The sequence below is a fragment of the Variovorax sp. W1I1 genome (genome assembly GCF_030815625.1).
GTDB lineage: Bacteria > Pseudomonadota > Gammaproteobacteria > Burkholderiales > Burkholderiaceae_C > Variovorax > Variovorax paradoxus_C.
The window spans coordinates 391,277-414,656 of record NZ_JAUSWZ010000001.1 but is presented as its reverse complement, the minus strand read 5'-3'; the positions used below and the strand labels follow the sequence as shown (position 1 = coordinate 414,656).

Genomic DNA, 23,380 nt, shown 5'->3' with positions numbered 1-23,380 from the left:
ATCAGCGGCCGGGTTCGTCCCACGAGGACGAGGCGCGCAGCAGGCGATCGATGTCGCGCTTGGCGCGGCTCGCACCGGCGGCGTCCATGCGCGCGGGGAAACGCATCATCCAGTTGCCCATCGGGTCGACCACGTAGAGATGCTCGGCGAGGGTGTGACCGGAAACGGGGGCGAGCCACTTCGCCAGTTGGTCGGCCGGCACGCGCAGCACCGTCGCGCCATGCAGGCCGTTGTTCAGGCGCTCAGGGATCGGCGCAGCATCGCTCACGAGCCAGACGCGGTCCATGCGGTCCTTCTCGCGGCCCAGGCTCTCGCGCAGTTGCCGCTGCAGGTACAGCTGCTGCTCGCACAGCGCGTCGCAAGCCGCATCGGCCACCGCCACCAGCAGCCATTGGCCCTTGAGCGTGGCGACGTCGACCGGCGCGCCGTTGCGGTCAGTGGCAGTCAGCCGGGGCAATTCGCGCTGCGGGTTGATCAGCTCGCCATAGACGCTGCGGCCCTCGGGGCGGATCACGTAATAGGTGAAGTACGACGCGATGACGGGTGCGGCGCACATCAGCAGCACCGCGATCATCTTCCAGCGTCCGACGACCGTGCGCCGGCCCTCGGCGCCGTCGAGCGCCTGGTTGGGCGACGGCATCGAGTGCACCGTCAGGCCCAGCGGCTCGTCAGAGGCGGCGCTCATCGCGTGCGCGGCGCCGCGAGCGGCGGAAGGGGGTGATGAATTGGAACCAGACATAGAGGATGACGACGAGGGCCGAGAGGCCGAACCACTGGAATGCGTAACCGTAGTGCCTCTCCAGCCCCAGCGCCGGGGCCGGCCAGTCGCGCTGCAGGCCCTCGGAGGCCGGGCCGGTCTGCTGCAGCGACACGTCGGTGCGCAGCGGCAGCTTGGTTTCGGCACGGAACGCCTCCAGGTCGAGATTTTGCCGGATGGCCGAAGACCCCTCGGCGGCCGGTGCCTGCGCGGGCGCGGAAGCCGCCGAAGCGGGCGCCGGGGCGGCCGCGGCGGCCGATGCGCCCAGCTCGAGCAGATGGCTCGGCGGCGGCTCGATCAGGCCCGTGACCTCGACGATGCCGGCCGGCGTCTCGACCGCCCCGAGCTTCGTGCGATCGACGAAATTGCGCTGCACCCAGCCGCGCTGGATCATCACCGTCTGCTCGGTGCCTTCGAGCGCGAACGGCGTCAGCACGTAGAAGCCGGGCACGCCGTGCATCTGGCGGTTGTCCAGGTAGACCGTCTGCGGCGTGAGCCAGAGGCCGCGGAGGCGCACCGGCCGGTGCAGCGCATCGCTCGCCTGAGGAAGTGCGAGGAACTCGGCCTGGTCGAGCGCGGGCTTTTGCTTTTCGGCATCGATGCTGGCCTGCAGCGCTTCTTTCTGCGCCGCGCGCGAGAGCTGCCAGCGGCCCAGCGAGACGGTGGCGGCCAGCGTCAGGATGGCCGCGATGGTGACGAGCCAGAAGCGGCCGCGGCTGCGCGGTGCTTCGGCGTTCAGGGGTTCAGGGATCACTGGAGAGGACGGGGCGTGCGGCCGATAATGCGGGTCATGAAATATTTCGTCGCCCTGGTGTTCCTGGGGATCTTCGCGAGCCTCGGATTTGCGCTGTACTTCATGCTGAAGGACGGGCGCAACGGGCGCGCCAAGAGTGGCGGCATGGCGCGCGCCCTCACCTTTCGGATCGGCCTGTCGGTGTTTTTGTTCCTCTGCATGCTGCTCGCCTGGAAACTCGGCTACATCCAGCCCACCGGGCTCCCGCTCGGCAAGTAGATGGTGCTCGTTCCAGGAGAACCATGAAAAAGGCGCCTTGCGGCGCCTTTTTTCTGGAATGACGCGAGGCTCTTCGCTCAAAGCCAGTAAACCAGCATGTAGAGACCCAGCCACACCACGTCCACGAAGTGCCAGTACCAGGCGGCACCTTCGAAGCCGAAGTGGCGCTCGGGCGTGAAGTGGCCCTTCTGGAGGCGCAGCGTGATGAACAGCAGCATCAGCATGCCGATGAACACGTGCAGGCCGTGGAAGCCGGTCAGCATGAAGAAGGTCGAGCCGTAGGTGCCCGAGCTGAGCTTCAGGTTCAGCTCGGTGTACAGGTGGTGGTACTCGTAGCCCTGCACGCCCAGGAAGACGATGCCCAGCAGCACGGTGAGCCACATGAAGCGGATGGTTTGCGCACGATGGCCGGCACGCAGCGCGTGGTGGGCGATGGTGAGCGTCACGCCCGAACTCAACAGCAGCGCGGTGTTGATGGTGGGGAGCCAGAACGGACCCACGGTCTGGAACGGCTCGACGATGTCGGCCGGCGAAGCGGTCGCACCGGCGGCCACGCTCGGCCAGACGGCCTTGAAGTCGGGCCAGAGGATCGCGTTGTCTAGGCTGCCCAGCGTGGGCAGCGCATGGGTGCGGGCCCACCACAGCGCGGTGAAGAAGGCGCCGAAGAACATCACTTCCGAGAAGATGAACCAGCTCATGCTCCAGCGGAACGAGAGGTCGATCTTGTGGCCGTACTGCCCGCTCTCGCTTTCGCCGATGGCCGCACGGAACCACACGAAGAGCGTGGCGAGCCAGCCGACCATGCCGGCCGCGAGCGACCAGGCGCCCCACTCGTGGCCATTGATCCATTGCGCCGCACCGAGGATCACGAAGAACAGGCCGGTCGCGGCCATGACCGGATAGGCCGAGGGTCCGGGCACGAAGTAGTAGGGCGTGGTGCCGTGGGTGGTTGAACTCATATCAGCTCCTGGCTTTCTTTCTTCTCTCGATTCAATGGATTCTGTTTGTCGTGGGGTTCGTCAGGCCGTGGCAACCACATACCGCACCAGCAACACCAGCCCGACGACGAAGACGATCACCAGGGCGAATGCCACCCCGATGATGTGCAACGGATTCAGCTTGCCGAGGTCTTCCTGGTAGGCGCTGTTCTTGCGAACGCCGAAGAACGACCAGCCTACTGCCTTCACCGTGTCCCACAACGTGGCCTTCGGCTTGTTCGATGGCGGAACGGTCATCACGAGCGCGGCTCATTGGCGGTGCTTGTGACTGCGGCCACCGGCGCTGCCGGCGTCTTGCCGCCCACCTCGAAGAAGGTGTACGACAGCGTGATGGTCTTCACGTCCTTGGAGATCTTCGGGTCGATCACGAACGCGACCGGCCACTGCTTCTTCTCGCCCGGATCGAGCGTGTACTGGTTGAAGCAGAAGCACTCGAGCTTGTTGAAGTACGGTGCCGCCTGCTGCGGCGCGTAGCTCGGAATCGCCTGCGCGGCCATGCGGCGGTTCTGCACATTCTGGAACTCGTACATCACCGTGTTGAGCTGGCCCGGATGCACCTCGATGGTCCGCTCGGCGGGCTTGAAGTCCCAAAGGCCGCCGCGCACGTTGGAGTCGAACTCGACCTTGATCGTGCGGGTCATGTCGACCTGCGTGTTGTCGGGCACGCGCACGTTCTTGCCTCCGCTCGCACCGCCCGGCACCTCGAGCTCGGAGAGCGCGAGGATGTTGATGCCGGTCATCTCGCAGATCGCGCGGTACATGGGCACCAGCGCATAGCCGAAGGCGAACATGCCGCAGGTCACGACGGCGAGCTTGCCCACCATGCGGACATTGGCGCGGCGGATGCGTTGGCCGAGACTCATGCGTGCTGCTCCGGTTCGTTGGCCAGCGGTCAGCGACCGCTGAAGAAAACCATGCGCACGATGAAGCCGATGAAGAAGATCACCGCGATGGAGGCCAGCGTGAGCCCCATGCGACGGTTGTTCCTTCTTTGCTCAGGCGTCGTCATTTCGTGCGGTCGATCAGCCGATCACCTTGGTGGCGGTCGCGTCGAGCTTGGGCGGGTTCTCGAAGGTGTGGAACGGGGCCGGCGACGGCACTTCCCATTCGAGGCCTTCAGCCGCTTCCCACGGCTTCTGCGAAGCCTTCTCGCCCTTGCCGCGCATGGTCGGCAGCACGACGAAGAGGAAGAAGTACACCTGCGCGAAGCCGAAGAAGAAGGCACCGACCGACGCGAGCGCGTTGAAGTCGGCGAACTGCATCGGGTAGTCGGCGTAGCGCCGCGGCATGCCGGCCAGGCCCAGGAAGTGCATCGGGAAGAAGGTCACGTTGAACGAAATCAGCGACCACCAGAAGTGCACCTTGCCGCGCGTTTCGTTGTACATCACGCCGGTCCACTTGGGCACCCAGTAGTAGAAGCCCGAGAACATGGCGAACAGCGAGCCGGCTACCAGCACGTAGTGGAAGTGGGCCACCACGTAATACGTGTCCTGCAGCTGCGTGTCGATCGGCGCGACCGCGAGGATCAGGCCGGTGAAGCCGCCCATCGTGAACACGAAGATGAAGCCGACCGCGAACAGCATGGGCGTCTCGAAGGTCATCGAGCCCTGCCACATCGTGGCGATCCAGTTGAAGATCTTCACGGCCGTGGGTACCGCGATCAGCATGGTCGCGTACATGAAGAACAGCTGGCCGGTGAGCGGCATGCCGGTCGTGAACATGTGGTGGGCCCACACGATGAACGACAGGATGGCGATCGACGAGGTGGCGTACACCATGGAGGCGTAGCCGAAGAGCTTCTTGCGGGCGAAGGCCGGCACCACCTGGCTGATGATGCCGAAGGCCGGCAAGATCATGATGTAGACCTCGGGGTGGCCGAAGAACCAGAAGATGTGCTGGTACATCACCGGGTCGCCGCCGCCGGCGGGGTTGAAGAAGCTGGTGCCGAAGTGGCGGTCGGTCAGCGTCATCGTGATGGCGCCTGCGAGCACGGGCATCACGGCGATCAGCAGGTAGGCGGTGATGAGCCAGGTCCAGCAGAACATTGGCATCTTCATCAGCGTCATGCCGGGGGCGCGCATGTTCAGGATGGTCACGATGATGTTGATCGAGCCCATGATCGACGAGGCGCCCATGATGTGCATCGCGAAGATGCCGGCGTCCATCGAGGGGCCCATCTGAAGCGTGAGGGGCGCGTAAAGCGTCCAGCCTGCGGCGGGTGCGCCGCCGGGCATGAAGAACGAACCCACCAGCATCAGCGCCGCGGGAATCAGCAGCCAGAAGCTGAAGTTGTTCATGCGCGCGAACGCCATGTCGGAGGCGCCCACCTGCAGCGGGATCATCCAGTTCGCGAAGCCAACGAACGCCGGCATGATGGCGCCGAACACCATGATCAGGCCGTGCATGGTAGTGAACTGGTTGAAGAGTTCGGGGTTCACCAGTTGCAGGCCGGGCTGGAACAGTTCGGCGCGGATCAGGAGGGCCAGGATGCCGCCCACCATCAGCATCGTGAAGCTGAACAGCAGGTAGAGCGTGCCGATGTCCTTGTGGTTGGTCGCGAACACCCAGCGGCGCCAGCCGGTGGGTGCCGCGTGATGCTCGTCGTGGCCGTCGTGTGCGTGGTCGCCGTGGGCGTGACCGTGGGGGTCGAGGACTGCACTCATTTCGTTGTTCCTTGCAATTTCTTCTTCGCGGGGCGCTGCTGCTGGCGTGTCACTTGCCGCGCAGGGCCAGCACTTCGGCCGGCTGCACCAGCTGGCCCGTCTTGTTCGACCAGCTGTTCTTGGTGTAGGTGGCCACGGCCGCGAGGTCGGTGTCGCTCAGCTGTTTCCAGGAAGGCATCGCGCCGTTGTTTTGGCCGTTGAGCAGCACCGTGAGCTGCACCTTGTGGTCGGCATCGGTCACCTTGGCAGAGCCGTCGAGCGGCTTGATCGGGCCCGCGCCCTTGCCGTTGGCCTGGTGGCAGGCGGCGCAGTTGGCGGCGTAGACCTTCTCGCCGCGCACCAGCATCTCGGGCAGCGCCCAGACCTTGGTCGGATCGTCGAGCTTGGCGGCGGCTTCCTTGCGCTTGGCGGCAACCCACGTCGTGTAGTCGCCTGCCGAGACCACCTTCACGTGGATCGGCATGTAGGCGTGTTCCTTGCCGCACAGTTCCTGGCACTGGCCGTAGTAGTCGCCTACCTTCTCGGCGCGGAACCAGGTGTCGCGCACGAAGCCGGGAATCGCGTCCTGCTTCAAGCCCAGCTGCGGCACGGCGAACGCGTGGATCACGTCGTTGGCGGTGGTGATGATGCGGACCTTCTTGTTGACCGGCACCACCAGCGGGTTGTCGACCTTGAGCAGGTAGTCGTCGGGCATCGCGCCCTTGGCGCCTGCGTCGGACATTGCGCGCTGCGAGCTGTCCAGCGTGGAGATGAAGGCAAGGCCCTCGCCTTCGCCGTTCAGATAGTCGTAGCCCCACTTCCACTGGTAGCCGGTGGTCTTGATCGTGAGGTCGGCGTTGGTGGTGTCCTTCTGGGCCACCAGCACCTTGGTGGCGGGCAGCGCCATCACGATCACGATGAGGAAGGGAACGATGGTCCAGATGACCTCGACCACCACCGATTCATGGAAGTTGGCGGCCTTGTGGCCCACCGACTTGCGGTGCTTCCAGATCGAATAGAACATGACCGCGAACACGGCGACGAAGATGACCGTGCACAGAATCATCATGATCGTGTGGAGCAGATGCTGCTCCTGCGCGATCTTGGTCACACCGACCGGAAGATTCAACTGGCGAACCGAAGGGCCGCCGGGCAGATCGTTGACTGCGTGCGCCGCGCTGCTGAAAGCCGCGCCGGCCGCCAGCAACAGATTCGCCGGCCTGTACTTATTGCGCCAAATGCTCTTCATCGTGTTCACGTTTCTTCAATTTTTTCGACAAACCCAACCGTGCAGCGCTGCGCAAGCCGCTTCAAGCGCCACGCAACGCCATGCGAATCTCGCGCGCCAGTGCTGCACGCAACTCCGGGCGTACATAGCGCCCCACCCTGACTGATTGCCCCTGCCCCGAGACCTCGATCAGCGAGCGATCGCTGGTCTGCGGTTCGATCCGCACCTCGTGCGGAAGAAATTCAGTGCGTTCGTAGTGCCCACCGTCCTCGAGCTCCACGACCAGCCGGCCGCCCTGCAATGCGATCCGTTCTCCATCGGTCGCATGCCGCGCGTACAGCATGAATGCGAAACCCACCGCGGCGAGTTCGAGCCAGGCGAATGGCAGAACCAGCGGCGCACCGTGCAGCCAGAACACCGTGCCGATACCGAGCGATACCACGCACAGCGACGCGTAGAGCCAGCCCAGCTGGCTCGGGGTCACCGAGCAATTCCGCTTCAGGAACCAGTGGATGCTCTGGCCTGAAACGGTGGCAAAACGAAACACGGAATTCGACACGGGCGAGTTCAGCAAATCGGTGCGTCGATGGTCGCCAAACCCCTCGTACGCCCTCGTACAAACGGGATCCGACAGCCCCTCGATCGCGGGACAATACCCGCGAGTTTCACGCAACGGCGGATTGTAGCGGGTAGATACCGGCGCTCGCAGGCCCTGTGGGACGCCTACGGGTCACTACTACTAGGCAATCACGCGCCGGGTCGACCTCGTTGCAGCATCGAGCGCATTTCGCGCAGCGACACCGCGCTTTCGGCCGACAGCGACACGCGCGGCTTCGGCTTGAAGGCATGGCCGTAGATGACCTCGAAGGTCAGCGCGATGTGGCCGTTGCCGCCCTCGGCCGGCGCCAGTTCGGGCAGCGCGCCTTTCAGCGCCTTGTGCCAGGCCTTGCCGCGCAGCGCCGGGAAGCGCCCCGGGTGCAGGTTGCGGCCCAACGTGCGCAGTTCGGCCAGCGCGGCCTCGGGCGTGGCCCAGGTGAGCACGATGCGCTCCATGTCCATCACCGGCTCGGCGAAGCCGGCGTGCACCAGCATGTCGCCCCAGTCGTGCATGTCGGTGTATTCGTGGCCGGCCGCGGGCCAGCCGAGGCGGGCGTGCAGTGCGCGCAGCTCGCGCACGGTGTCGGGGCCGAGGCACGAGAACATCAGGAAGCCGTCGGTCGCGACCAGCTTGTGCCACTGCGAGATCAGCGCCTCGGGGTCGGCCGCCATGTGCAGCGACATGTTGGCCCAGAGCAGGTCGACGCCGTCTTCGGGCGGCGCATCGAAGCGGGCCTTGCCGCCCTGCCAGCGGCGTGCGCTCCACCAGGGCGCGGCGAGCGCCTCGCCGGTCTTGCCGGCCAGGGCCGCCTCGGGTTCGATCACATAGGAAGCGGCATCGCGGTAGCGGCGCGCCACGAGTTCATGCGCCTCGAGGCCGCCTCTGAGCGGCGCCCAGTCGGCCCAGGTGCGGGGTTGGGCCTTGATCCATTGCAGCCGGTCTTCCATGCGGCGGCCGATTTCCTCGTGCAGCCATGGAGAGCCCTCGGCGGGCGCCAGTCGACGCCAGCGTGCGGCCGCCGTGGGGTCGATGGTCGGCGGTCTTCTTGCGGGGTCGGTGGCCATGGGGCCGTGAGTATATTGAGACCATGTTCAGCCACCGGGCCCTGAGGCCTTTCACCTCCCTGCTCGCGCGGCTGCCCAGCCAGTGCGAGGTCTGCCGCGCCTGGCCCTCTCAACCGGTGTGCGACGCCTGCGTCTCGCGCTTCGCCCCGCCGGCCGCGCGTTGCGGCGGCTGCGCGCTGCCGGTGCCGGAGGGCGTGGCCCGGTGCGGCGACTGCGTGCTGCACCCGCCGCCGCTGGACGCCTGCCTCGCGGCCTGCACCTACGCATGGCCCTGGCCCGATGCCATCGCCCGTTTCAAGTTTCACGGCGACGCCGGCTGGGCCGGCCCGTTCGCGACCTTGCTGCGCAGCGCACCCTGGGTGGAGCCCGCGCTGGAGCAGTGCGATATCGTGCTGCCGATGCCGCTCGCGCCCGGCCGCCTGCGCGAACGCGGCTTCAATCAGTCCCTCGAGCTCGCGCGCCGCATGGCGCCGGCCAAGACCGACGCGACGCTGTTGCTGCGCACCCGCGAAACCCCCGCGCAGAGCGGACTCTCGCGCGCCGAGCGCCTGCGCAACCTGCGCGGCGCCTTCGCCGTGGAGCCGTTGCGCGCGGACCGGCTGCGGGAAAAGCGCATCGTGCTGGTCGACGATGTGATGACCAGCGGCGCGTCGCTGTTCGCAGCGGCCGGAGTGCTCCGGCTGGCCGGCGCGATGCACATCACCGCAGTCGTGCTGGCCCGGACCGATCCACCGCGCTGACCGGTCGACGCGCGCCGCCGACAATCGGCGCATGTTCCATATCGTCCTGGTCCACCCCGAAATTCCGCCGAACACCGGCAACGTGATCCGGCTCGCGGCCAACACCGGCTGCACGCTGCACCTGGTCGAGCCGCTCGGCTTCTCGATGGACGACCGCCTGCTGCGCCGCGCCGGGCTCGACTATCACGAGTACGCCGAGGTGAAGCGCCATGCCGACTGGCAGACGCTGATCGATGCGGAAAGCCCCGCCGCCGACCGCATGTTCGCCCTCACCACCCGCGGCACGCGCGCCGTGCACGACGTGCGCTTCCAGCCGGGCGACTGGCTGGTGTTCGGCTCCGAGACCAGCGGCCTGCCACCCGCGGTGCGCGACGGCTTCGCCGAACCGCAGCGCCTTCGGCTGCCGATGCGCGAAGGGCAGCGCAGCCTGAACCTCTCGAATGCGGTGGCGGTGACGGTGTTCGAAGCCTGGCGGCAAAACGGATTCAACTGACCCTTCGGGCAGCAAGGGCGCATCCGGTCGGCGCGGCGGAGCGTATGGATGACATGCCGGCGCGAAAAAAGCAGCAGTCACTGCCTCTCGCTCCTGCATCGAGTCCCTCAACGCTTTGCCTCAAGGAGTTCCATCATGAATGCCAAGTCGATTGCCCTCGCGACCTTCGCCACGCTCGCCCTCAGCACCGGTGCCCAGGCCTTCCAGGGCGAACAGAACCCGCTGCCGCCCGCGCCCTTTCAGTCGACGCTGTCGCGCGCCGAGGTGCAGGCCCAGGCTCGCCAGCCGCTGAAGATCGGCAACGGCGGCACCGGCGTGGCCCAGCAGACCAACGGCAACACCGACCGCGCCGCGGTCCGCGCCAGCGCCCTCGGCATCACGCGCCAGGGCGCAGCCACCTACGGCGAAGTGACCGACCGCCGGATGTAAGCAAAAAGCCGCTGTTTCAGCGGTATCGGCGCGCCACCGACTCGGCCACGCACGCCGGCTTGGCGGCGCCTTCGAGCTCGATGGTGGTTTCCCAGGTCATCTGGAAACCATCGTCGGCAATCGGCTCCGAGCTCAGCAGCTTCATGCGCGCGCGCAGCCGCTTGCCTACCGGCACCGGCGACATGAAGCGCACCCGGTTCATGCCGTAGTTCACGCCCATGCGCGACTCGACCACATCGATCGCCGCCTCGAAGAATTTCGGCAGCAGCGACAGCGTCAGGAAGCCGTGGGCAATCGGCGCGCCGAAGGGGCCGGCCTTGGCCCGCTCGACATCGACATGGATCCACTGGTGGTCGCCCGTCGCCTCGGCGAACTGGTTGACCTGCTCCTGCGTGATGGTGATCCAGTCGCTCACGGCGACTTCCTGGCCGACGCAGGCGGAGATATCCTGAAGGGTCTGGAATGTCTTTTTGGTCATGCGGGGCATTCTGGTGCCGAGGGTGCGGGTGTGGCTGTCGGACTTGCGACAACCGGACCTAGGGAAAACCGGGGGCTCAGTCCAGCCATTCGCAGATCGGCTGCCACTGCTCCAGATCGCGCTGCACGCGGCCCGGTGCGATGTCGAACAGCGTGAGCCCGCGCGCTGCGAGCTGCACGTAGTTCTGCGTGTCGCGCAGCTCGCCCAGCACGGGCACGCCGAGTCCGGCGATGAATTCGTTGAGCCGGTCGGCCGCCAGGGTGCGGGCGTTCACGCGCATGCCCACGAGGCCGATCTTGGTTTTTTCGGCGCGGCGCTGCTCCATCAATCGATCGAGGAAATCGCGCGTCGCGTAGATGTCGAAGATGCTCGGCTGCAGCGGCACGATCACGCGGTCGGCCAGCGCCAGCACTTCCTTGAAGCGCCAACCGTGCAGGCCGGCGGGCGTGTCGAGCACCGCGTGCGTGGTGCCGCGCGGCGGGCGCACCACGGTGCTGTCGCCGGAGGCTTCCCAGGTGGAAATCGGCCGGGCCATCGGCGGGCGCAGGCCCAGCCAGAGCCGCGAGGACTGCTGGCGATCCACGTCGCCCAGCATCACGGCATGGCCGCGGCTCGCAAAGTAACCCGCGATGTTCGTCGCGATCGTCGACTTGCCAACGCCACCCTTGGGGTTGGCGACCAGGACCACCGGCATGGGAATCTCCTCCAGAGCTGGATCAGGGCCGCATCGTAGTGCCTCGCCCTTTTGGGGGCGGTGAATCGCCTCCGGTTGCGCTATGTTCGCGGCATGACGACAACAACATCTTCGGGAAACCCCGCCGGCGAATCCGGCGGCATCTACGTGATCGCGGCCCATCCGCACTGGCGCGATTCGCGCGTCAACCGCCGCATGCTCGCCGCCGCACGCGCGGTGCCGGGGGTGGAGGTCTGCGATCTCTACGGCAGCTACCCCGACTTCGCCATCGACGTCGAGGCCGAGCAGGCCCGGCTCGCGAAGGCCCGCCTCGTCGTGCTGGTGCACCCGATCCAGTGGTATTCGATGCCGGCGCTGCAGAAGCTCTGGGTCGACGACGTCCTCAGCTACGGCTGGGCCTACGGCCCTGGCGGCACCGCGCTGCAGGGCAAGGACTTCTGGCTGGTCGCGACCACCGGCAGCCCCGAGTCGAGCTACCACCCCCAGAACTACCACCGATATTTCTTCGACGCCTTCCTGCCGCCCTACGAGCAGACCGCCGCGCTCTGCGGCATGCGCTTCTTGCCGCCGCTCATCTTCTACGGCGCGCGCAGCGCCGACGAGGCCGAAGTGACTGCGCATGTCGAGACCTACGCCCAGCGGCTCGGCAGCTACCCCGACTGGCCCGAGATCGAGGAGATCGACGCCTGCATCGCCTGCCCCGTGCCCGAAGCCGACCGCCCGGCCGAATCGGACGACATGGGCCAGGTGGTGTCCAGCACCTTCCACTCCGCGATGACGCGAAGCATCGCCTCCATACCCGCCGCCAACGAAGCCCGGAACAACGACGGCAACCGGGAAGGCACGGCCTGAGCATGGAACACGCACCCGCCTGGCTGACCAGCAGCCTGATCTACCTGGGCGCCGCCGTGCTGGTGGTTCCGCTGTCGAAGTTCCTCGGGCTCGGCTCGATCATCGGCTACCTCGTGGCCGGCATCGCGATCGGCCCGTGGGGCCTCGGCCTCGTGTCCAGCGTCGAAGACGTGCTGCATTTCGCCGAGTTCGGCGTGGTGCTGATGCTGTTTCTCGTGGGCCTTGAACTCGAACCCAAGCGCCTGTGGAACCTGCGCCGGCCCATCTTCGGTTGGGGTGCGGCGCAGGTGCTGAGCTGCGCCGCGGTGCTCTTCGCCGTGGGCTGCGCGCTCGGGGCTGAATGGCGTGTGTCGCTGGTGGCATCGCTGGGCCTCGCGCTCTCTTCCACCGCCATCGCGCTGCAGGTGTTCGGCGAACGCAACCTGCTGAAAACGCCGAGCGGCCAAGCCGGCTTCTCGATCCTTCTGTTCCAGGACGTGGCGGCCATTCCGATCCTCGCGCTGCTGCCGCTGCTGGCCGGTGCCACCGCCGCCGAGCATTCGCTCAGCGGGCTGGACCGCGCGCTCGAGGCGCTGAAGATCGTCGGCGTGATCGCCGGCATCATCCTCGGCGGCCGGTTGCTGCTGCGCCCCCTCTTGCGCTGGATTGCCCGCAGCAACACGCCCGAGATCTTCACCGCCGCGGCGCTGCTGCTCGTGGTGGCCATCGCGGCGCTGATGCAGCTGGTGGGCCTGTCGATGGCGCTCGGCGCCTTCCTCGCCGGCGTGCTGCTGGCCGAAAGCGAATACCGGCGCGAACTCGAGACCGACATCGAGCCCTTCAAGGGATTGCTGCTCGGCCTTTTCTTCATCGCCGTGGGCATGTCGATCAACTTCGGCGTGCTGATCGCGAGCCCCTGGCTCATGGCCGCGCTGGTGTTCGGTTTCATGGTCATCAAGCTGGTCGTGATCTACGCACTCGCCAAGGCGATGGGCCTGGCCTACCAGGAGCGGCCGGTGTTCACGCTGCTGCTCGCGCAGGGCGGCGAGTTCGCGTTCGTGGTGTTCCAAGCAGCGGGGCCGGACGTGCTGCCGCCCGAGATCACATCGCTCCTGATCGGCGCGGTGGCGCTGTCGATGCTGCTGTCGCCGCTTCTCCTGGTGCTGCTCGACAAGTTCGTGCTGCCGCGCTACAGCCGCAACACCGGCCCGCAGCTGGAGGAAATTTCCGAGCAGCAGGACGCCAAGGTGCTGATCTGCGGCTTCGGCCGCTACGGCCAGATCGTCGGGCGCATGCTGATGTCGCAGGGCCTGCGCGTGACGGTGCTGGACCACGACGCCGACACCGTCGAGGGCCTGCGCCAGTTCGGCTTTCGGGTGTTCTATGGCGACGCGACGCGGCTCGACCTGCTGCGCACCGCCGGCGCGGGATCGGCCAAGGCCATCGTGGTGGCGGTGGACGACATCGAGCAGTCGCTGGAAATCGTCGACCTCGTGAAGGAGAACTTCCCGCAGGCCCGGATCATTGCGCGGGCCCGCAACGTGACGCATCTCTTCCAACTGCGTGACCGCGGCGTGACGGACGTGGAGCGCGAGGTGTTCGAGTCGTCGCTGCGCAGCGCCCGCGCCACGCTCGAAGCGCTGGGCTGGCCGGCGCACGAGGCACGCGAGTCGACGATGCGGTTTCGCCGCCGGAACATCAAGCTCAGCGACGAGATCTATCCGCACTACAAGGACCGCGCCAAGCTGATCGCGGCCAACAAGGCGGGCCGCCAGCAGTTCGAGGAACAGATGGCGCGCGAGCGCGAGGAGCGGCAGCGCCGCTCGGGGCGCGACTGGGACCGGATCGACGAGAAGGAAGAGGCGGATTCGTAGCCCGCCCTCCTGTCGTCAGCCTTCGAGTTTCAGCAGCCGGACGGCGTTGCCCTTCAATATCCCCGGCATCACCTCCGGCTTGAACCCGGCCGCCTCGAAGTCCTTCATCCAGCGGTCGGGCGTGATCAGCGGGTAGTCGCTGCCGAACAGGATGCGGTCCTTCAGCAGCGTGTTCGCGTACTGCACGAGCTGCTTCGGAAAGTACTTCGGGCTCCAGCCCGAGAGATCGATCCACACGTTGGGCTTGTGCGTCGCCACGCTCAGCGCCTCGTCCTGCCAGGGGAAGCTGGGATGGGCCATGACGATCTGCATGTCGGGGAAGTCGATGGCCACGTCGTCCAGGTGCATCGGGTTGCTGTACTCCAGCCGAAGGCCTCCGCCGCAGCGCATGCCCGAGCCGATACCGCTGTGGCCGGTGTGGAAGATGGCCGGCAGGCCGTACTCGGCAATCACCTCGTAGATCGGCCATGCCATCTTGTCGTAGGGGTGGTAGCCCTGCACCGTCGGATGGAACTTGAAGCCCTTCACGCCGTGTTCCTCGATGAGCCGGCGGGCCTCGCGCGCGCCCATCTTTCCCTTGTGCGGATCGACGCTGCCGAAGGCAATCATCATGTCGCTGTTGTTTTTCGCGTGCTCGGCGATTTCCTCGTTCGGAATGCGGCGCCGGCCCATGTTCGACTCGGCATCGACCATGAACATCACCAGCCCGATCTTTCTTTCACGGTAGTACGCCACGCTCTCGGCGATGGTCGGGCGGCCGCTGGAACCGAAGTACTTGTCGGCGGCGCGGTCGTATTCCTCGCCGTAGTTGTCGAACGGATTCCAGCAGCTCACTTCGGCGTGGGTGTGGATGTCGATGGCGATCAGGTTCCGGTGGTCCATGTCGTTGTCTCCGATGCGGGTAAATCCCTAGGATCCGAGGCATTCAAATGCCTTGAGTTGATTATTTATCATAACCATAATTCGACTCACACTCAAACCCGATCATGACCAATCCCGACCTCCAACTCGACATTCGCGACGACGTCGCCATCGTTCGCCTCGCGCGCGGCGCCAAGCGCAATGCGCTGTCGGACGGCCTGATCCTCGCGTTGCGCGACACCTTCGAGCAACTGCCCTCCAGCGTACGCGCTGCAGTGCTCGATGGCGAGGGCCCGCACTTCTGCGCCGGCCTCGACCTCTCTGAACTGAAAGAGCGCGACGCCGGCCAGGGCATGCAGCACTCGCGCCTGTGGCACGCCGCGCTCGACCTCATCCAGCACGGCCCGGTGCCGGTGGTCGCGGCGCTGCACGGCGCGGTGGTCGGCGGCGGGCTCGAACTGGCAAGCGCCTGCCACATCCGCGTGGCCGACCGCTCCACCTTCTACGCGCTGCCCGAAGGTTCGCGCGGCATCTTCGTGGGCGGCGGCGGCTCGGTGCGCATCCCCAAGCTGATCGGCGTGGCGCGCATGACCGACATGATGATGACCGGCCGCGTCTACAACGCCGAAGACGGCGAGCGCGCCAACTTCGCGCAGTACCTGGTCGACGAAGGCACGGCATTCGACAAGGCCTTCGAGCTCGCCAAGCGCATCGCCACCAACGCGCCGCTCACCAACTACGCGCTGATGCACGCGCTGCCGCGCATCGCCGAACAGTCGGCCGACCACGGCTTCTTCACCGAGGCGCTGATGTCCGGCATCGTGCAGGCCGCGCCCGAAGCGAAGGAGCGCGTGCGCGATTTCCTCGAAGGCCGTGCCGCGAAAGTGAGCAAGGGATGACCGCCATCCGTTATCGCCCGCTCGCTTTCGGCGTGACCCGCGCGGTGCTGCGCGACGGCGCGCCGGGCACGCAGTACCTGCAGGCCGAGACACAGCTCGAGGCTTATCGCGAGCGCATGACCGACCGCCTCGCGCATTGGGCCGAACACGCACCCGACCGCACCTTCATCGCCCGCCGCGAGCGGCTGGCCGACGGCAGCACCGGCGACTGGCTGCGTGTTTCCTACGCGCAGGCCCTGCAGGAAGCGCGCAGCATCGGACAGGCGTTGCTCGACCGCGGCCTCGATGCCGAGCGCCCGGTCGCGATCCTCAGCGAGAACGGCATCGAGCACGCGCTGCTCGCGCTCGGCTGCCTCTACGCGGGCGTTCCGTATTGCCCCGTGTCGCCGCCCTATTCGCTGGTGAGCCAAGACTTCGAGAAGCTGCGCCACGTGCTGGACACGCTCACGCCGGGCCTCGTGTTTGCCGCCGATGCCGAACGCTACGGCCGCGCCATCGAGGCGGCGGTGCCGGCCGGCACCGAGGTCGTGCTCGCCAGCGGCCAGATTCCGGGCCGCGCCACCACGCGCTTCGACATGCTCGCGTCCACGCCGGCCACGCCCGCCATCGACGCGGCGATGCGCGCGACCGGCCCCGACACCATCACCAAGTTCCTCTTCACCTCGGGCTCGACCAAGATGCCCAAGGCGGTGATCAACACCCACCGCATGTGGTGCGCCAACCAGCAGCAGCTGCGCCAGTCGATTCCCGCGCTGGGCGACGAGCCGCCGGTGCTCGTCGACTGGCTCCCCTGGAACCACACCTTCGGCGGCAATCACAACGTAGGCATCGTGCTGGACAACGGCGGCACGCTGTACATCGACGACGGCAAGCCCACGCCCGCGGGCATGGCCGAGACGCTGCGCAACCTGCGCGAGGTCGCGCCCACCATCTACTTCAATGTGCCGACCGGCTTCGAGGCGATCGCGAACGCCATGGAAACCGACGCGGTGCTGCGCCGCAACCTGCTGTCGCGCGTGAAGATGTTCTTCTACTCGGGCGCGGCGCTCTCGCAGCCGATCTGGGACAGCCTGCATAAGACGCAGGAGGCCGAGGTTGGCGAGCGCATCGTGATGGGCACGGGCCTCGGCATGACCGAGTCGGGCCCGTTCGCGCTCTACGTCACCGGGCCCGAAGTGAAGTCAGGCGACATCGGCCTGCCCGCGGCCGGCATCGAGATCAAGCTGATCGAGGTCGACGGCAAGACCGAGGTGCGTTACCGCGGCCCCAACATCACGCCGGGCTATTGGCGCGCGCCCGATGCCACGGCCGAAGCCTTCGACGAAGAAGGCTTCTTCTCCACCGGCGACGCGGTGAAGTGGATCGACGACGCGAACATCCACCGCGGCCTGCGCTTCGATGGCCGCATCGCCGAAGACTTCAAGCTCGCCACCGGCACCTTCGTGAGCGTGGGCCCGCTGCGCGCGAAGATCATCGCGGCCGGCGCGCCCTACGTGCAGGACGCGGTGCTGACCGGCATCAACCTGAAGGAAGTCGGCGCGCTGATCTTCCCGACGCAGAAGGTGCGGCAGCTCGCGGGTCTGGGTGCCGACGCCACGATGCAGCAGGTGCTCGAAAGCGCACCGGTCCAGGCGCACTTTCAGCAAGTGGCGAACGACCTGGCCGGCATGGGCACCGGCAGCGCGAACCGCATCGCGCGCCTGCACCTGATGGCCGAGCCGCCCTCCATCGACAAGGGCGAAGTGACCGACAAGGGCTCGATCAACCAGCGCGCCGTGCTCAAGCACCGCGCCGCGCTCGCCGACGCGATGCATGCGGGCACGCTGCCCTTCACGCTGACGCCCCGCTAATTTCTTCCAGGAGACAACACACATGAAGATCGAAGAACAAGCCGCCCTCGTCACCGGCGGCGCATCGGGCCTGGGCGAAGCCACTGCGCGAGAACTCGCGCGCCTGGGCGCCAAGGTCGCCGTGCTGGACCGCAACGCCGAGCTCGCAGAAAAGGTCGCCGCGGAAATCGGCGGCATCGCCTGCGCCTGCGACATCACCGACACCGACAGCGTCACCGCCGCACTCGACAAGGCCGCGGCCGCGCATGGCCCCGCGCGCATTCTGATGAACGTCGCCGGCATCGGCAGCGCCAAGCGCATCGTCGGCAAGGACGGCAACCCGGCACCGCTCGAAGACTTCGTGCGCGTGGTCAACATCAACCTCATCGGCGGCTACAACATGGCGCGCCTCTTCGCGGCACGCTGCGCCAAGCTCGACGCGCTCGACAACGGCGAGAAGGGCGTGATGCTCTTCACCGCTTCCGTCGCAGCCTTCGACGGGCAGGTCGGCCAGCAGGCCTACAGCGCCTCCAAGGGCGGCCTCGTCGGCATGACGCTGCCGATGGCGCGCGACCTCGCGCAGCACGCCATCCGCGTGTGCACCGTGGCGCCCGGCCTCTTCGCCACACCGCTGCTGCTGGAGCTGCCCGAAGCCGTGCAGCACTCGCTGGCCGCATCGATCCCGTTCCCGCCGCGCCTGGGCAAGCCTTCGGAATTCGCCGAACTGGCCTGCCACATCGTGACGAACGGCCACCTCAACGGCGAAGTGATTCGCCTCGATGGCGCCCTGCGCATGGCGCCGCGCTGATTCCAGCCCCAGCAGCAAAAACCGGAGACAAACCATGACCAACCGACGTCAGTTCGTGAACATGCTTGGCGGCACAGCCGCCATCGGCGCCCTGCATCCCCTCGCCGCACTCGCCCAACTGGTGCAGCAGCAGGTGAAGATCTACTACGGCTTCCCGGCCGGAAGCGCCGGCGACAGCGTGGCGCGCCGCGTGGCCGACAAGGTGGGCAACACGCCCTTCACCCAAACGAACCCGGTGGTCGAGAACAAGCCCGGCGCGGGCGGACGCATTGCGCTCGACACGCTCAAGACCTCGCCGGCCGACGGCTCGGTGCTGTGCCTCGCGCAGGCCTCGGCGCTGTCGATCTATCCGCACATCTACACCAAGCTGGCCTACGCCATTCCGGACTTCGCGCCGATTTCCATCGGCGCCGTGATGACGCACGGCCTCGCTGTCGGCCCGATGGTGCCGGCCAGCGTGAAGACGCTGAAGGACTACATCGCCTGGGCCAAGGCCAACCCCGGCCAGGCCAGTTACGGCTCGCCGGGCGCGGGCTCCACGCCGCACTTCCTGGGCGCGCTGCTGGGCCTGAGCACCGGCGCCGACCTGCGCCACGTGCCCTACCGCGGCTCGCTGCCCGGCATCAACGACGTGGTGGGCGGCCAGATCGCCTCGTGCGTGACGCCGGCGGGCGACTGCCTGCCCTTCGCCAAGGCCGGCAAGCTGCGCGTGCTCGCCACCTCGGGTGCGCAACGTCCGGCCTACCTGCCCGATGTGCCTACCTTCACCGAACAGGGCTTCCCGGAGATCGTGGCCGACGAATGGTTCGGCTTCTTCGCGCCAGCAAAGACGCCAGCGCCCGTCGTCAGCGCCGCGAGCACCGCGATCCAGGCCGCGCTCAAGGACAAGGCCGTGGCCGATGGCCTGCTGTCGGTCGGGCTGATCGCGCATGGTTCCTCGCCCGAAGAGATGAAGAAGTCGCTGCAGGCGGAGTACGAACGCTGGGGTCCGCTGGTCAAAAAGATCGGCTTCACCGCCGAGTCCTGAAGCATCCGATGGATTACCGGCCCCGCCCCGAAGACGTCCGCTTTCTCCTGAACGCGGTGCTCGATGCGCCTGCGCGGCTGCAGGCGCTCGCGCCCTTCGCGGAGGTCGACGAGGCGCTGCAATCGCAGGTGCTCGACGAAGCCGCGCGCTTCGTCGGCGATGTCGTGGCGCCGATCAATCGCGAAGGCGATGAAATCGGCTGCCGCTTCGACAAGGGCGAGGTCGTCTCACCGCCGGGTTTTTGCGTGGCATACCAAGCGTTCGTCGATGGCGGCTGGCCCGCGCTCTCCGCCGCGACGGAAGACGGCGGCCAGGGCCTGCCCTCGGTGCTCGAAGCCGTGCTCTACGAATGGCTCAGCGCCGCGAACCACGGCCTCACGATGGCGCCGGGCTTGCTGCACGGCGCCTACGCTTGCCTCAAGCACCATGGCAGCAACGAACTGAAGGCCCGTTATCTGCAGAAGATTGCGACCGGCGAATGGCTCGCCACCATGTGCCTGACCGAATCGCACGCGGGCAGCGATCTCGGCCAGGTGCGTACGCGCGCCGTGCCGCAGGGCGACGGCAGCTTTCGGGTGAGCGGCAGCAAGATCTTCATCTCGGGCGGCGAGCACGACCTGACGCCGAACATCGTTCACCTGGTGCTGTGCCGGTTGCCGGATGCACCGGCCGGGCCGAAGGGTCTGTCGCTGGTGCTCGTGCCCAAGCTGCTGCCCGATGGCGCGCGCAACGCGGTGCACTGCGAACGCATCGAGGAAAAGATGGGCCTGCATGGCAGCCCGACCTGCTCGATGCGCTTCGACGATGCCGCCGGCTGGCTGGTCGGCGAAGCGGGCCGCGGCCTTGCCGCGATGTTCGTGATGATGAATTCGGCGCGACTGCATGTAGCACTGCAAGGCATCGGCCTGCTCGACGCCGCCTGGCAGAAGGCCGACGCCTACGCGGCCGAGCGCCGCCAGATGCGCGCACCCGGCGCAGTGCCAGCAAGCCGCGGCGCGGAGCCGGCCGACTTGATCGCCGAGCACCCCGCCATCCGCCGCATCCTCGACACGCAGCGCGCCTGGATCGACGGCGCGCGCACGCTGGCCTACCGCAGCGCGCTGATGCTCGACGTGGCCGCGCACGATGCCGACCCCAAGGCCCGCGAGCGCGCGCAGCGCTGGTGCTCGCTGGTCACGCCGGTGCTCAAGGCGGCCTGCACGCACCAGGCCTTTCACGGCGCGAGCGAATGCCTGCAGGTGTTCGGCGGCCACGGCTATGTGCGCGAGTGGGGCATCGAGCAAGTGGTGCGCGACGCGCGCGTGACGATGATCTACGAGGGCACCAACGAGATCCAGGCCATCGACCTCCTGGTGCGCAAGGTGCTGCCCGATGGCGGCACCGCGATGTCGGCCGTGCTGCTCGAACTGCGCGACACGCTCGACGCCTCGCGCGAGGCCGACGCCGATGTGCAGCGCCGGCTTGCGCAACTGCGGTATCTCGGCACGACCATCGCGATGTCCGCGCATGCCAACCCCATGCTGCCATACGAAGTGGCCGACGATTACCTCAGGGTGGTGATGCTCACGATGATGGCCTGGGCCTGGGCGCGCATCGAGGCCACCGGCAGCACCGACGACGCCGGCAGGGCACGTGCGGCTGCGGCTTTCCGCCGCTGGGTGCTGCCAGAGTTCGAGATGCGGCTGGGCATCGTCAAGCGCGCCTGCGAAGGCATCGCCCTTTCGCACGCAGCGGCGGCAGCGGAAGGTGTCGCGCGGTAGATTCCCGGCGCCGCCACGGCCGGTTACGCTCGGGGCCATGCCTGCTCCCGCCAAGAAAACCTCCACGAAGAACGAGCCCGCTGCCTCCGCATCGGGCCGTTCGGACCGGCTCGATGCCCGCGTGCTCGAAACCCTGGTCGGCTACAACGCCCGCCGCGCCTGGCTGATCATCAGCAGCGTGTTTTCGGAGCGCATGGCGCCCTACGGGCTCAAGCAGATCGATTTCTCGGTGCTCTCGCTGCTGGCGCACAACCCGGGCGCCACCTCGCGGCAGCTGTGCACCACGCTCGACATCCTGCCGCCCAATCTCGTGAGCCTCGTGGCCACGCTGGACAGCCGGGGGCTCATCGAGCGCCGGCCGCATCCGCACGACGGCCGCGCGGTGGGGTTGCATCTCACCTCCGCCGGAGAGGCGCTGGTGCGGGAGGCCGAGCAGACGGTGGTGCAGTTGGAGGCCGACGCCAGCGCCCAGCTCACGGCGCGCGAGCGCGAGACGCTGATCAAGCTGCTGCAGAAGATCTATCTCTGACCTTTGTATCCCGGGCGGGCGCTACAGGCCCCGCTCGACCATGTCGATCAACCGCTGTCCCAGCGCCTGCGTGGTCTCCGCATCAAGCGTGCGCAGCGGCCCGTGAATGATGAGCAGCGCCAGCCCGTGCACCGCCGACCACGCGAGAAATTCCGCATTCGGGCGGCGCGCCGCATCGAGCACGCCGGCGTCCACCAGCCGGTCGATCGCCGAACCCAGTAACTGAAACGGCCCCATGCCGCTCGCTCCCGCGGCCGTGGGCCCCACTTCGCCCTCGCCCTCCTCGGTCACCACGAACGCCGTGCGGAAGAGACCCGGCTCGGCCTGCGCGAACCGCAGGTAGGCCGTGCCGATGGCGCGCACCTGCGCGCGGGCGAAATCGGCGGGCGGCTGGTCGAAATGCAGCACGGCCAGTTCGGACTCCATCGCCTTGGCAGCAGCCGAGAGCGCTTCGCCGCGCACTGCCAGCAGCAATTCCTGCCGGCTGCCGAAATGCCGGTACGCCGCATTCGGCACCACGCCCACGCGCCGCGTGGCCTCGCGCAGCACCACCGCATCGGGCCCGCCGTCGCGCGCCAGTTCCACGCCCGCCTCGAGCAGCGCACGGCGCAGATCGCCGTGGCGGTAAGTGCTGCGGGCGGGCGGCAGGCTTTCGGGGACGTTGTTCAGCTTCATTTCGATTTCCATGTGGACACTGTCCATTATCCCTGCTATTCTTTGTGGACGGTGTACACAAAGTAGTTCCATCGTATTCGCGCAGAAGCCGCTGCGCATTCTTGAAACCTTTATCAGCCCAAAGGAAATGCCATGAAAGTCCAGTCTTACCTGTCCTTCGAAGGCCGTTGCGACGAAGCGATCGCGTTCTACAAGAAGGCGCTCGGCGCCGAAGTCGTCCAGCTCATGCGCTACAGCGACGCGCCGGCCGACGCGTTCGAAGGCAACACCGACGCCAGCTGCGCAGGCGCCACCCCCGGCCCCGACAAGGTGATGCATTCGGTGCTGCGCGTCGGCGAAACCGAGCTCATGCTCTCCGACGGCCAGTGCTCCGGCAAGGCGGAGTTCAAGGGAATCATGCTGTCGATCACCGCGTCCACCGATGCCGATGCGCGCAAGTGGTTCGATGCGCTGGCCGATGGCGGCCACGTCATGCAGCCGCTCACGCCGACCTTCTTCACCAGCAACTTCGGCATGCTGGCCGACCGCTTCGGCGTGGCCTGGATGCTGGTGGTGGACGCCGCCAAGTAACCCGTTGCCGCCCGCTTCCCGCCCCACCCTGGAGCCTCTTCATGTTCAAGAAAATCGTTCTCGCCATCCTCGCGCTGATCGCGATCGTGCTCGTCTACGCGGCCACCCGGCCCGACACCTTCCGCGTGGAACGCACGGCGCGCATCGCTGCGCCGGCCGAGAAGATCTTTCCGCTGATCAACGACTTCCACCACTGGGGCGAATGGTCGCCCTACGAGAAGCTGGACCCGGCCATGAAGCGCAGCTTCGGCGGCGCCCCCGCCGGACAGGGCGCCACCTATGCCTGGGAGGGCAACGACAAGGCGGGCGCGGGCAAGATGGAAATCGCGGAGTCGTCGCCCTCCTCGAAGGTCGCGATCAAGCTCGATTTCATCAAGCCCTTCGAAGGCCACAACATCGCCGAGTTCACGCTCGCGCCGCAAGGCGATGCCACGCAGGTCACCTGGGCCATGCACGGCCCGAGCCCCTACATCGCCAAACTCATGGGCCTCTTCTTCAACATGGACCAGATGATCGGCAAGGACTTCGAAACCGGCCTTGCCAACCTCAAGACGGCCACCGAAAAAAAGTAACCACCTCAAAGG

General features: G+C 67.1%; 28 protein-coding genes. 14 read left to right on the top strand and 14 right to left on the bottom strand.

Translation table 11 applies throughout. The features are described from left to right. Position 1: 1 nt before the first annotated feature. Positions 2-685: a hypothetical protein gene (locus tag QFZ83_RS01995; protein WP_307501988.1), complete on the bottom strand. Its 684-nt coding sequence runs from the start codon at positions 683-685 to the stop codon at positions 2-4. Continuing rightward, entirely contained in the window at positions 669-1,511 is an 843-nt protein-coding gene (locus QFZ83_RS01990; RefSeq protein WP_307501985.1) for an SURF1 family protein, read from the bottom strand. Before QFZ83_RS01990 ends, QFZ83_RS01995 begins: the two co-directional genes overlap by 17 nt. Positions 1,512-1,538: 27 nt before the next feature. On the opposite strand from QFZ83_RS01990, the gene QFZ83_RS01985 reads away from it, so the two are divergent. Beyond that, complete coding sequence (locus tag QFZ83_RS01985; protein WP_013543416.1) at positions 1,539-1,769, top strand: twin transmembrane helix small protein; 231 nt, start codon at positions 1,539-1,541, stop codon at positions 1,767-1,769. Positions 1,770-1,846: 77 nt separating this feature from the next. Here QFZ83_RS01985 and QFZ83_RS01980 read toward each other — a convergent pair whose 3' ends face one another. From QFZ83_RS01980 to QFZ83_RS01945, 8 genes are all read right to left on the bottom strand, one after another. Next, positions 1,847-2,728, bottom strand: a complete 882-nt coding sequence (locus tag QFZ83_RS01980) for a cytochrome c oxidase subunit 3 (protein ID WP_306882738.1) — start codon at positions 2,726-2,728, stop codon at positions 1,847-1,849. 60 nt (positions 2,729-2,788) lie between these two features. After that, on the bottom strand, positions 2,789-3,004 hold the full coding sequence (locus tag QFZ83_RS01975; protein ID WP_307501983.1) for a DUF2970 domain-containing protein: 216 nt from the start codon (positions 3,002-3,004) through the stop codon (positions 2,789-2,791). Continuing rightward, on the bottom strand, positions 3,004-3,630 hold the full coding sequence (locus QFZ83_RS01970; protein WP_198784941.1) for a cytochrome c oxidase assembly protein: 627 nt from the start codon (positions 3,628-3,630) through the stop codon (positions 3,004-3,006). Before QFZ83_RS01970 ends, QFZ83_RS01975 begins: the two co-directional genes overlap by 1 nt. Before the next feature lie 29 nt (positions 3,631-3,659). Then, a complete protein-coding gene (locus tag QFZ83_RS01965) occupies positions 3,660-3,776 on the bottom strand; it encodes a cytochrome oxidase small assembly protein (protein WP_013543420.1) in 117 nt (38 codons plus the stop codon). Between the two features lie 13 nt (positions 3,777-3,789). Further along, positions 3,790-5,430 carry a cytochrome c oxidase subunit I gene (gene ctaD, locus QFZ83_RS01960; RefSeq protein ID WP_013543421.1) on the bottom strand — a complete coding sequence of 547 codons (1,641 nt, stop codon included), beginning with the start codon at positions 5,428-5,430 and terminating at the stop codon, positions 3,790-3,792. 49 nt (positions 5,431-5,479) lie between these two features. Further along, positions 5,480-6,658, bottom strand: coding sequence for a cytochrome c oxidase subunit II (gene coxB / locus QFZ83_RS01955; protein WP_307501981.1), 1,179 nt, complete (start codon positions 6,656-6,658; stop codon positions 5,480-5,482). 61 nt (positions 6,659-6,719) lie between these two features. Then, positions 6,720-7,196 (bottom strand): DUF2244 domain-containing protein, encoded by a 477-nt coding sequence (locus QFZ83_RS01950; protein ID WP_013543423.1) that lies wholly within the window; start codon positions 7,194-7,196, stop codon positions 6,720-6,722. 188 nt (positions 7,197-7,384) lie between these two features. Continuing rightward, a complete protein-coding gene (locus tag QFZ83_RS01945; RefSeq protein ID WP_307501978.1) occupies positions 7,385-8,299 on the bottom strand; it encodes a biotin synthase in 915 nt (304 codons plus the stop codon). Between the two features lie 23 nt (positions 8,300-8,322). Here QFZ83_RS01945 and QFZ83_RS01940 point away from each other — a divergent pair, with 23 nt between their 5' ends. The 3 genes from QFZ83_RS01940 (at position 8,323) to QFZ83_RS01930 (ending at position 9,961) form a co-directional block, all read left to right on the top strand. Continuing rightward, complete coding sequence (locus QFZ83_RS01940) at positions 8,323-9,039, top strand: ComF family protein (RefSeq protein WP_306882734.1); 717 nt, start codon at positions 8,323-8,325, stop codon at positions 9,037-9,039. A gap of 31 nt (positions 9,040-9,070) precedes the next feature. Further along, positions 9,071-9,532, top strand: a complete 462-nt coding sequence (gene trmL / locus QFZ83_RS01935; protein ID WP_307501976.1) for a tRNA (uridine(34)/cytosine(34)/5-carboxymethylaminomethyluridine(34)-2'-O)-methyltransferase TrmL — start codon at positions 9,071-9,073, stop codon at positions 9,530-9,532. Between the two features lie 135 nt (positions 9,533-9,667). Next, positions 9,668-9,961 (top strand): hypothetical protein, encoded by a 294-nt coding sequence (locus QFZ83_RS01930; RefSeq protein WP_013543427.1) that lies wholly within the window; start codon positions 9,668-9,670, stop codon positions 9,959-9,961. A 16-nt stretch (positions 9,962-9,977) separates the two neighbouring features. Here the strand turns inward: QFZ83_RS01930 and QFZ83_RS01925 are convergent, their stop codons facing one another. Both QFZ83_RS01925 and QFZ83_RS01920 read right to left on the bottom strand, forming a co-directional pair. Beyond that, positions 9,978-10,448 carry a MaoC family dehydratase gene (locus QFZ83_RS01925; RefSeq protein ID WP_307501973.1) on the bottom strand — a complete coding sequence of 157 codons (471 nt, stop codon included), beginning with the start codon at positions 10,446-10,448 and terminating at the stop codon, positions 9,978-9,980. 67 nt (positions 10,449-10,515) lie between these two features. Then, positions 10,516-11,133 carry a ParA family protein gene (locus tag QFZ83_RS01920; protein WP_307501970.1) on the bottom strand — a complete coding sequence of 206 codons (618 nt, stop codon included), beginning with the start codon at positions 11,131-11,133 and terminating at the stop codon, positions 10,516-10,518. A 93-nt stretch (positions 11,134-11,226) separates the two neighbouring features. On the opposite strand from QFZ83_RS01920, the gene QFZ83_RS01915 reads away from it, so the two are divergent. Further along, positions 11,227-11,985, top strand: a complete 759-nt coding sequence (locus QFZ83_RS01915) for an NAD(P)H-dependent oxidoreductase (RefSeq protein WP_307501967.1) — start codon at positions 11,227-11,229, stop codon at positions 11,983-11,985. Between the two features lie 2 nt (positions 11,986-11,987). After that, on the top strand, positions 11,988-13,838 hold the full coding sequence (gene kefC / locus QFZ83_RS01910) for a glutathione-regulated potassium-efflux system protein KefC (protein WP_307501964.1): 1,851 nt from the start codon (positions 11,988-11,990) through the stop codon (positions 13,836-13,838). 15 nt (positions 13,839-13,853) lie between these two features. Here the strand turns inward: kefC and QFZ83_RS01905 are convergent, their stop codons facing one another. Further along, the gene (locus QFZ83_RS01905) at positions 13,854-14,720 is read right to left on the bottom strand and encodes a 4-hydroxyphenyl-beta-ketoacyl-CoA hydrolase (RefSeq protein ID WP_013543432.1); all 867 of its coding nucleotides are present in this window, start codon (positions 14,718-14,720) and stop codon (positions 13,854-13,856) included. Positions 14,721-14,824: 104 nt separating this feature from the next. On the opposite strand from QFZ83_RS01905, the gene QFZ83_RS01900 reads away from it, so the two are divergent. Genes QFZ83_RS01900 through QFZ83_RS01875 form a run of 6 tightly spaced genes read left to right on the top strand, consistent with a single transcriptional unit; the run spans position 14,825 to position 21,551 of the window. After that, entirely contained in the window at positions 14,825-15,598 is a 774-nt protein-coding gene (locus QFZ83_RS01900; protein WP_307501961.1) for a crotonase/enoyl-CoA hydratase family protein, read from the top strand. Beyond that, a complete protein-coding gene (locus QFZ83_RS01895; protein ID WP_307501959.1) occupies positions 15,595-17,448 on the top strand; it encodes a feruloyl-CoA synthase in 1,854 nt (617 codons plus the stop codon). The genes QFZ83_RS01900 and QFZ83_RS01895 overlap by 4 nt, the downstream gene beginning before the upstream one ends. Before the next feature lie 22 nt (positions 17,449-17,470). Then, positions 17,471-18,235 (top strand): SDR family NAD(P)-dependent oxidoreductase, encoded by a 765-nt coding sequence (locus QFZ83_RS01890; protein WP_307501956.1) that lies wholly within the window; start codon positions 17,471-17,473, stop codon positions 18,233-18,235. A gap of 34 nt (positions 18,236-18,269) precedes the next feature. Next, complete coding sequence (locus QFZ83_RS01885) at positions 18,270-19,262, top strand: Bug family tripartite tricarboxylate transporter substrate binding protein (RefSeq protein WP_307501953.1); 993 nt, start codon at positions 18,270-18,272, stop codon at positions 19,260-19,262. An 8-nt stretch (positions 19,263-19,270) separates the two neighbouring features. Next, a complete protein-coding gene (locus tag QFZ83_RS01880) occupies positions 19,271-21,022 on the top strand; it encodes an acyl-CoA dehydrogenase family protein (protein WP_307501951.1) in 1,752 nt (583 codons plus the stop codon). Between the two features lie 37 nt (positions 21,023-21,059). Continuing rightward, a complete protein-coding gene (locus QFZ83_RS01875; protein ID WP_306882722.1) occupies positions 21,060-21,551 on the top strand; it encodes a MarR family winged helix-turn-helix transcriptional regulator in 492 nt (163 codons plus the stop codon). Between the two features lie 21 nt (positions 21,552-21,572). On the opposite strand, the gene QFZ83_RS01870 is transcribed toward QFZ83_RS01875, so the two are convergent. Further along, positions 21,573-22,226 (bottom strand): TetR/AcrR family transcriptional regulator, encoded by a 654-nt coding sequence (locus QFZ83_RS01870; protein WP_041944000.1) that lies wholly within the window; start codon positions 22,224-22,226, stop codon positions 21,573-21,575. 132 nt (positions 22,227-22,358) lie between these two features. On the opposite strand from QFZ83_RS01870, the gene QFZ83_RS01865 reads away from it, so the two are divergent. Together QFZ83_RS01865 and QFZ83_RS01860 are read left to right on the top strand one after the other, a co-directional pair. Then, a complete protein-coding gene (locus tag QFZ83_RS01865; protein ID WP_307501947.1) occupies positions 22,359-22,796 on the top strand; it encodes a VOC family protein in 438 nt (145 codons plus the stop codon). Positions 22,797-22,837: 41 nt separating this feature from the next. Then, entirely contained in the window at positions 22,838-23,368 is a 531-nt protein-coding gene (locus QFZ83_RS01860) for an SRPBCC family protein (protein ID WP_307501944.1), read from the top strand. Positions 23,369-23,380 lie beyond the last annotated feature (12 nt).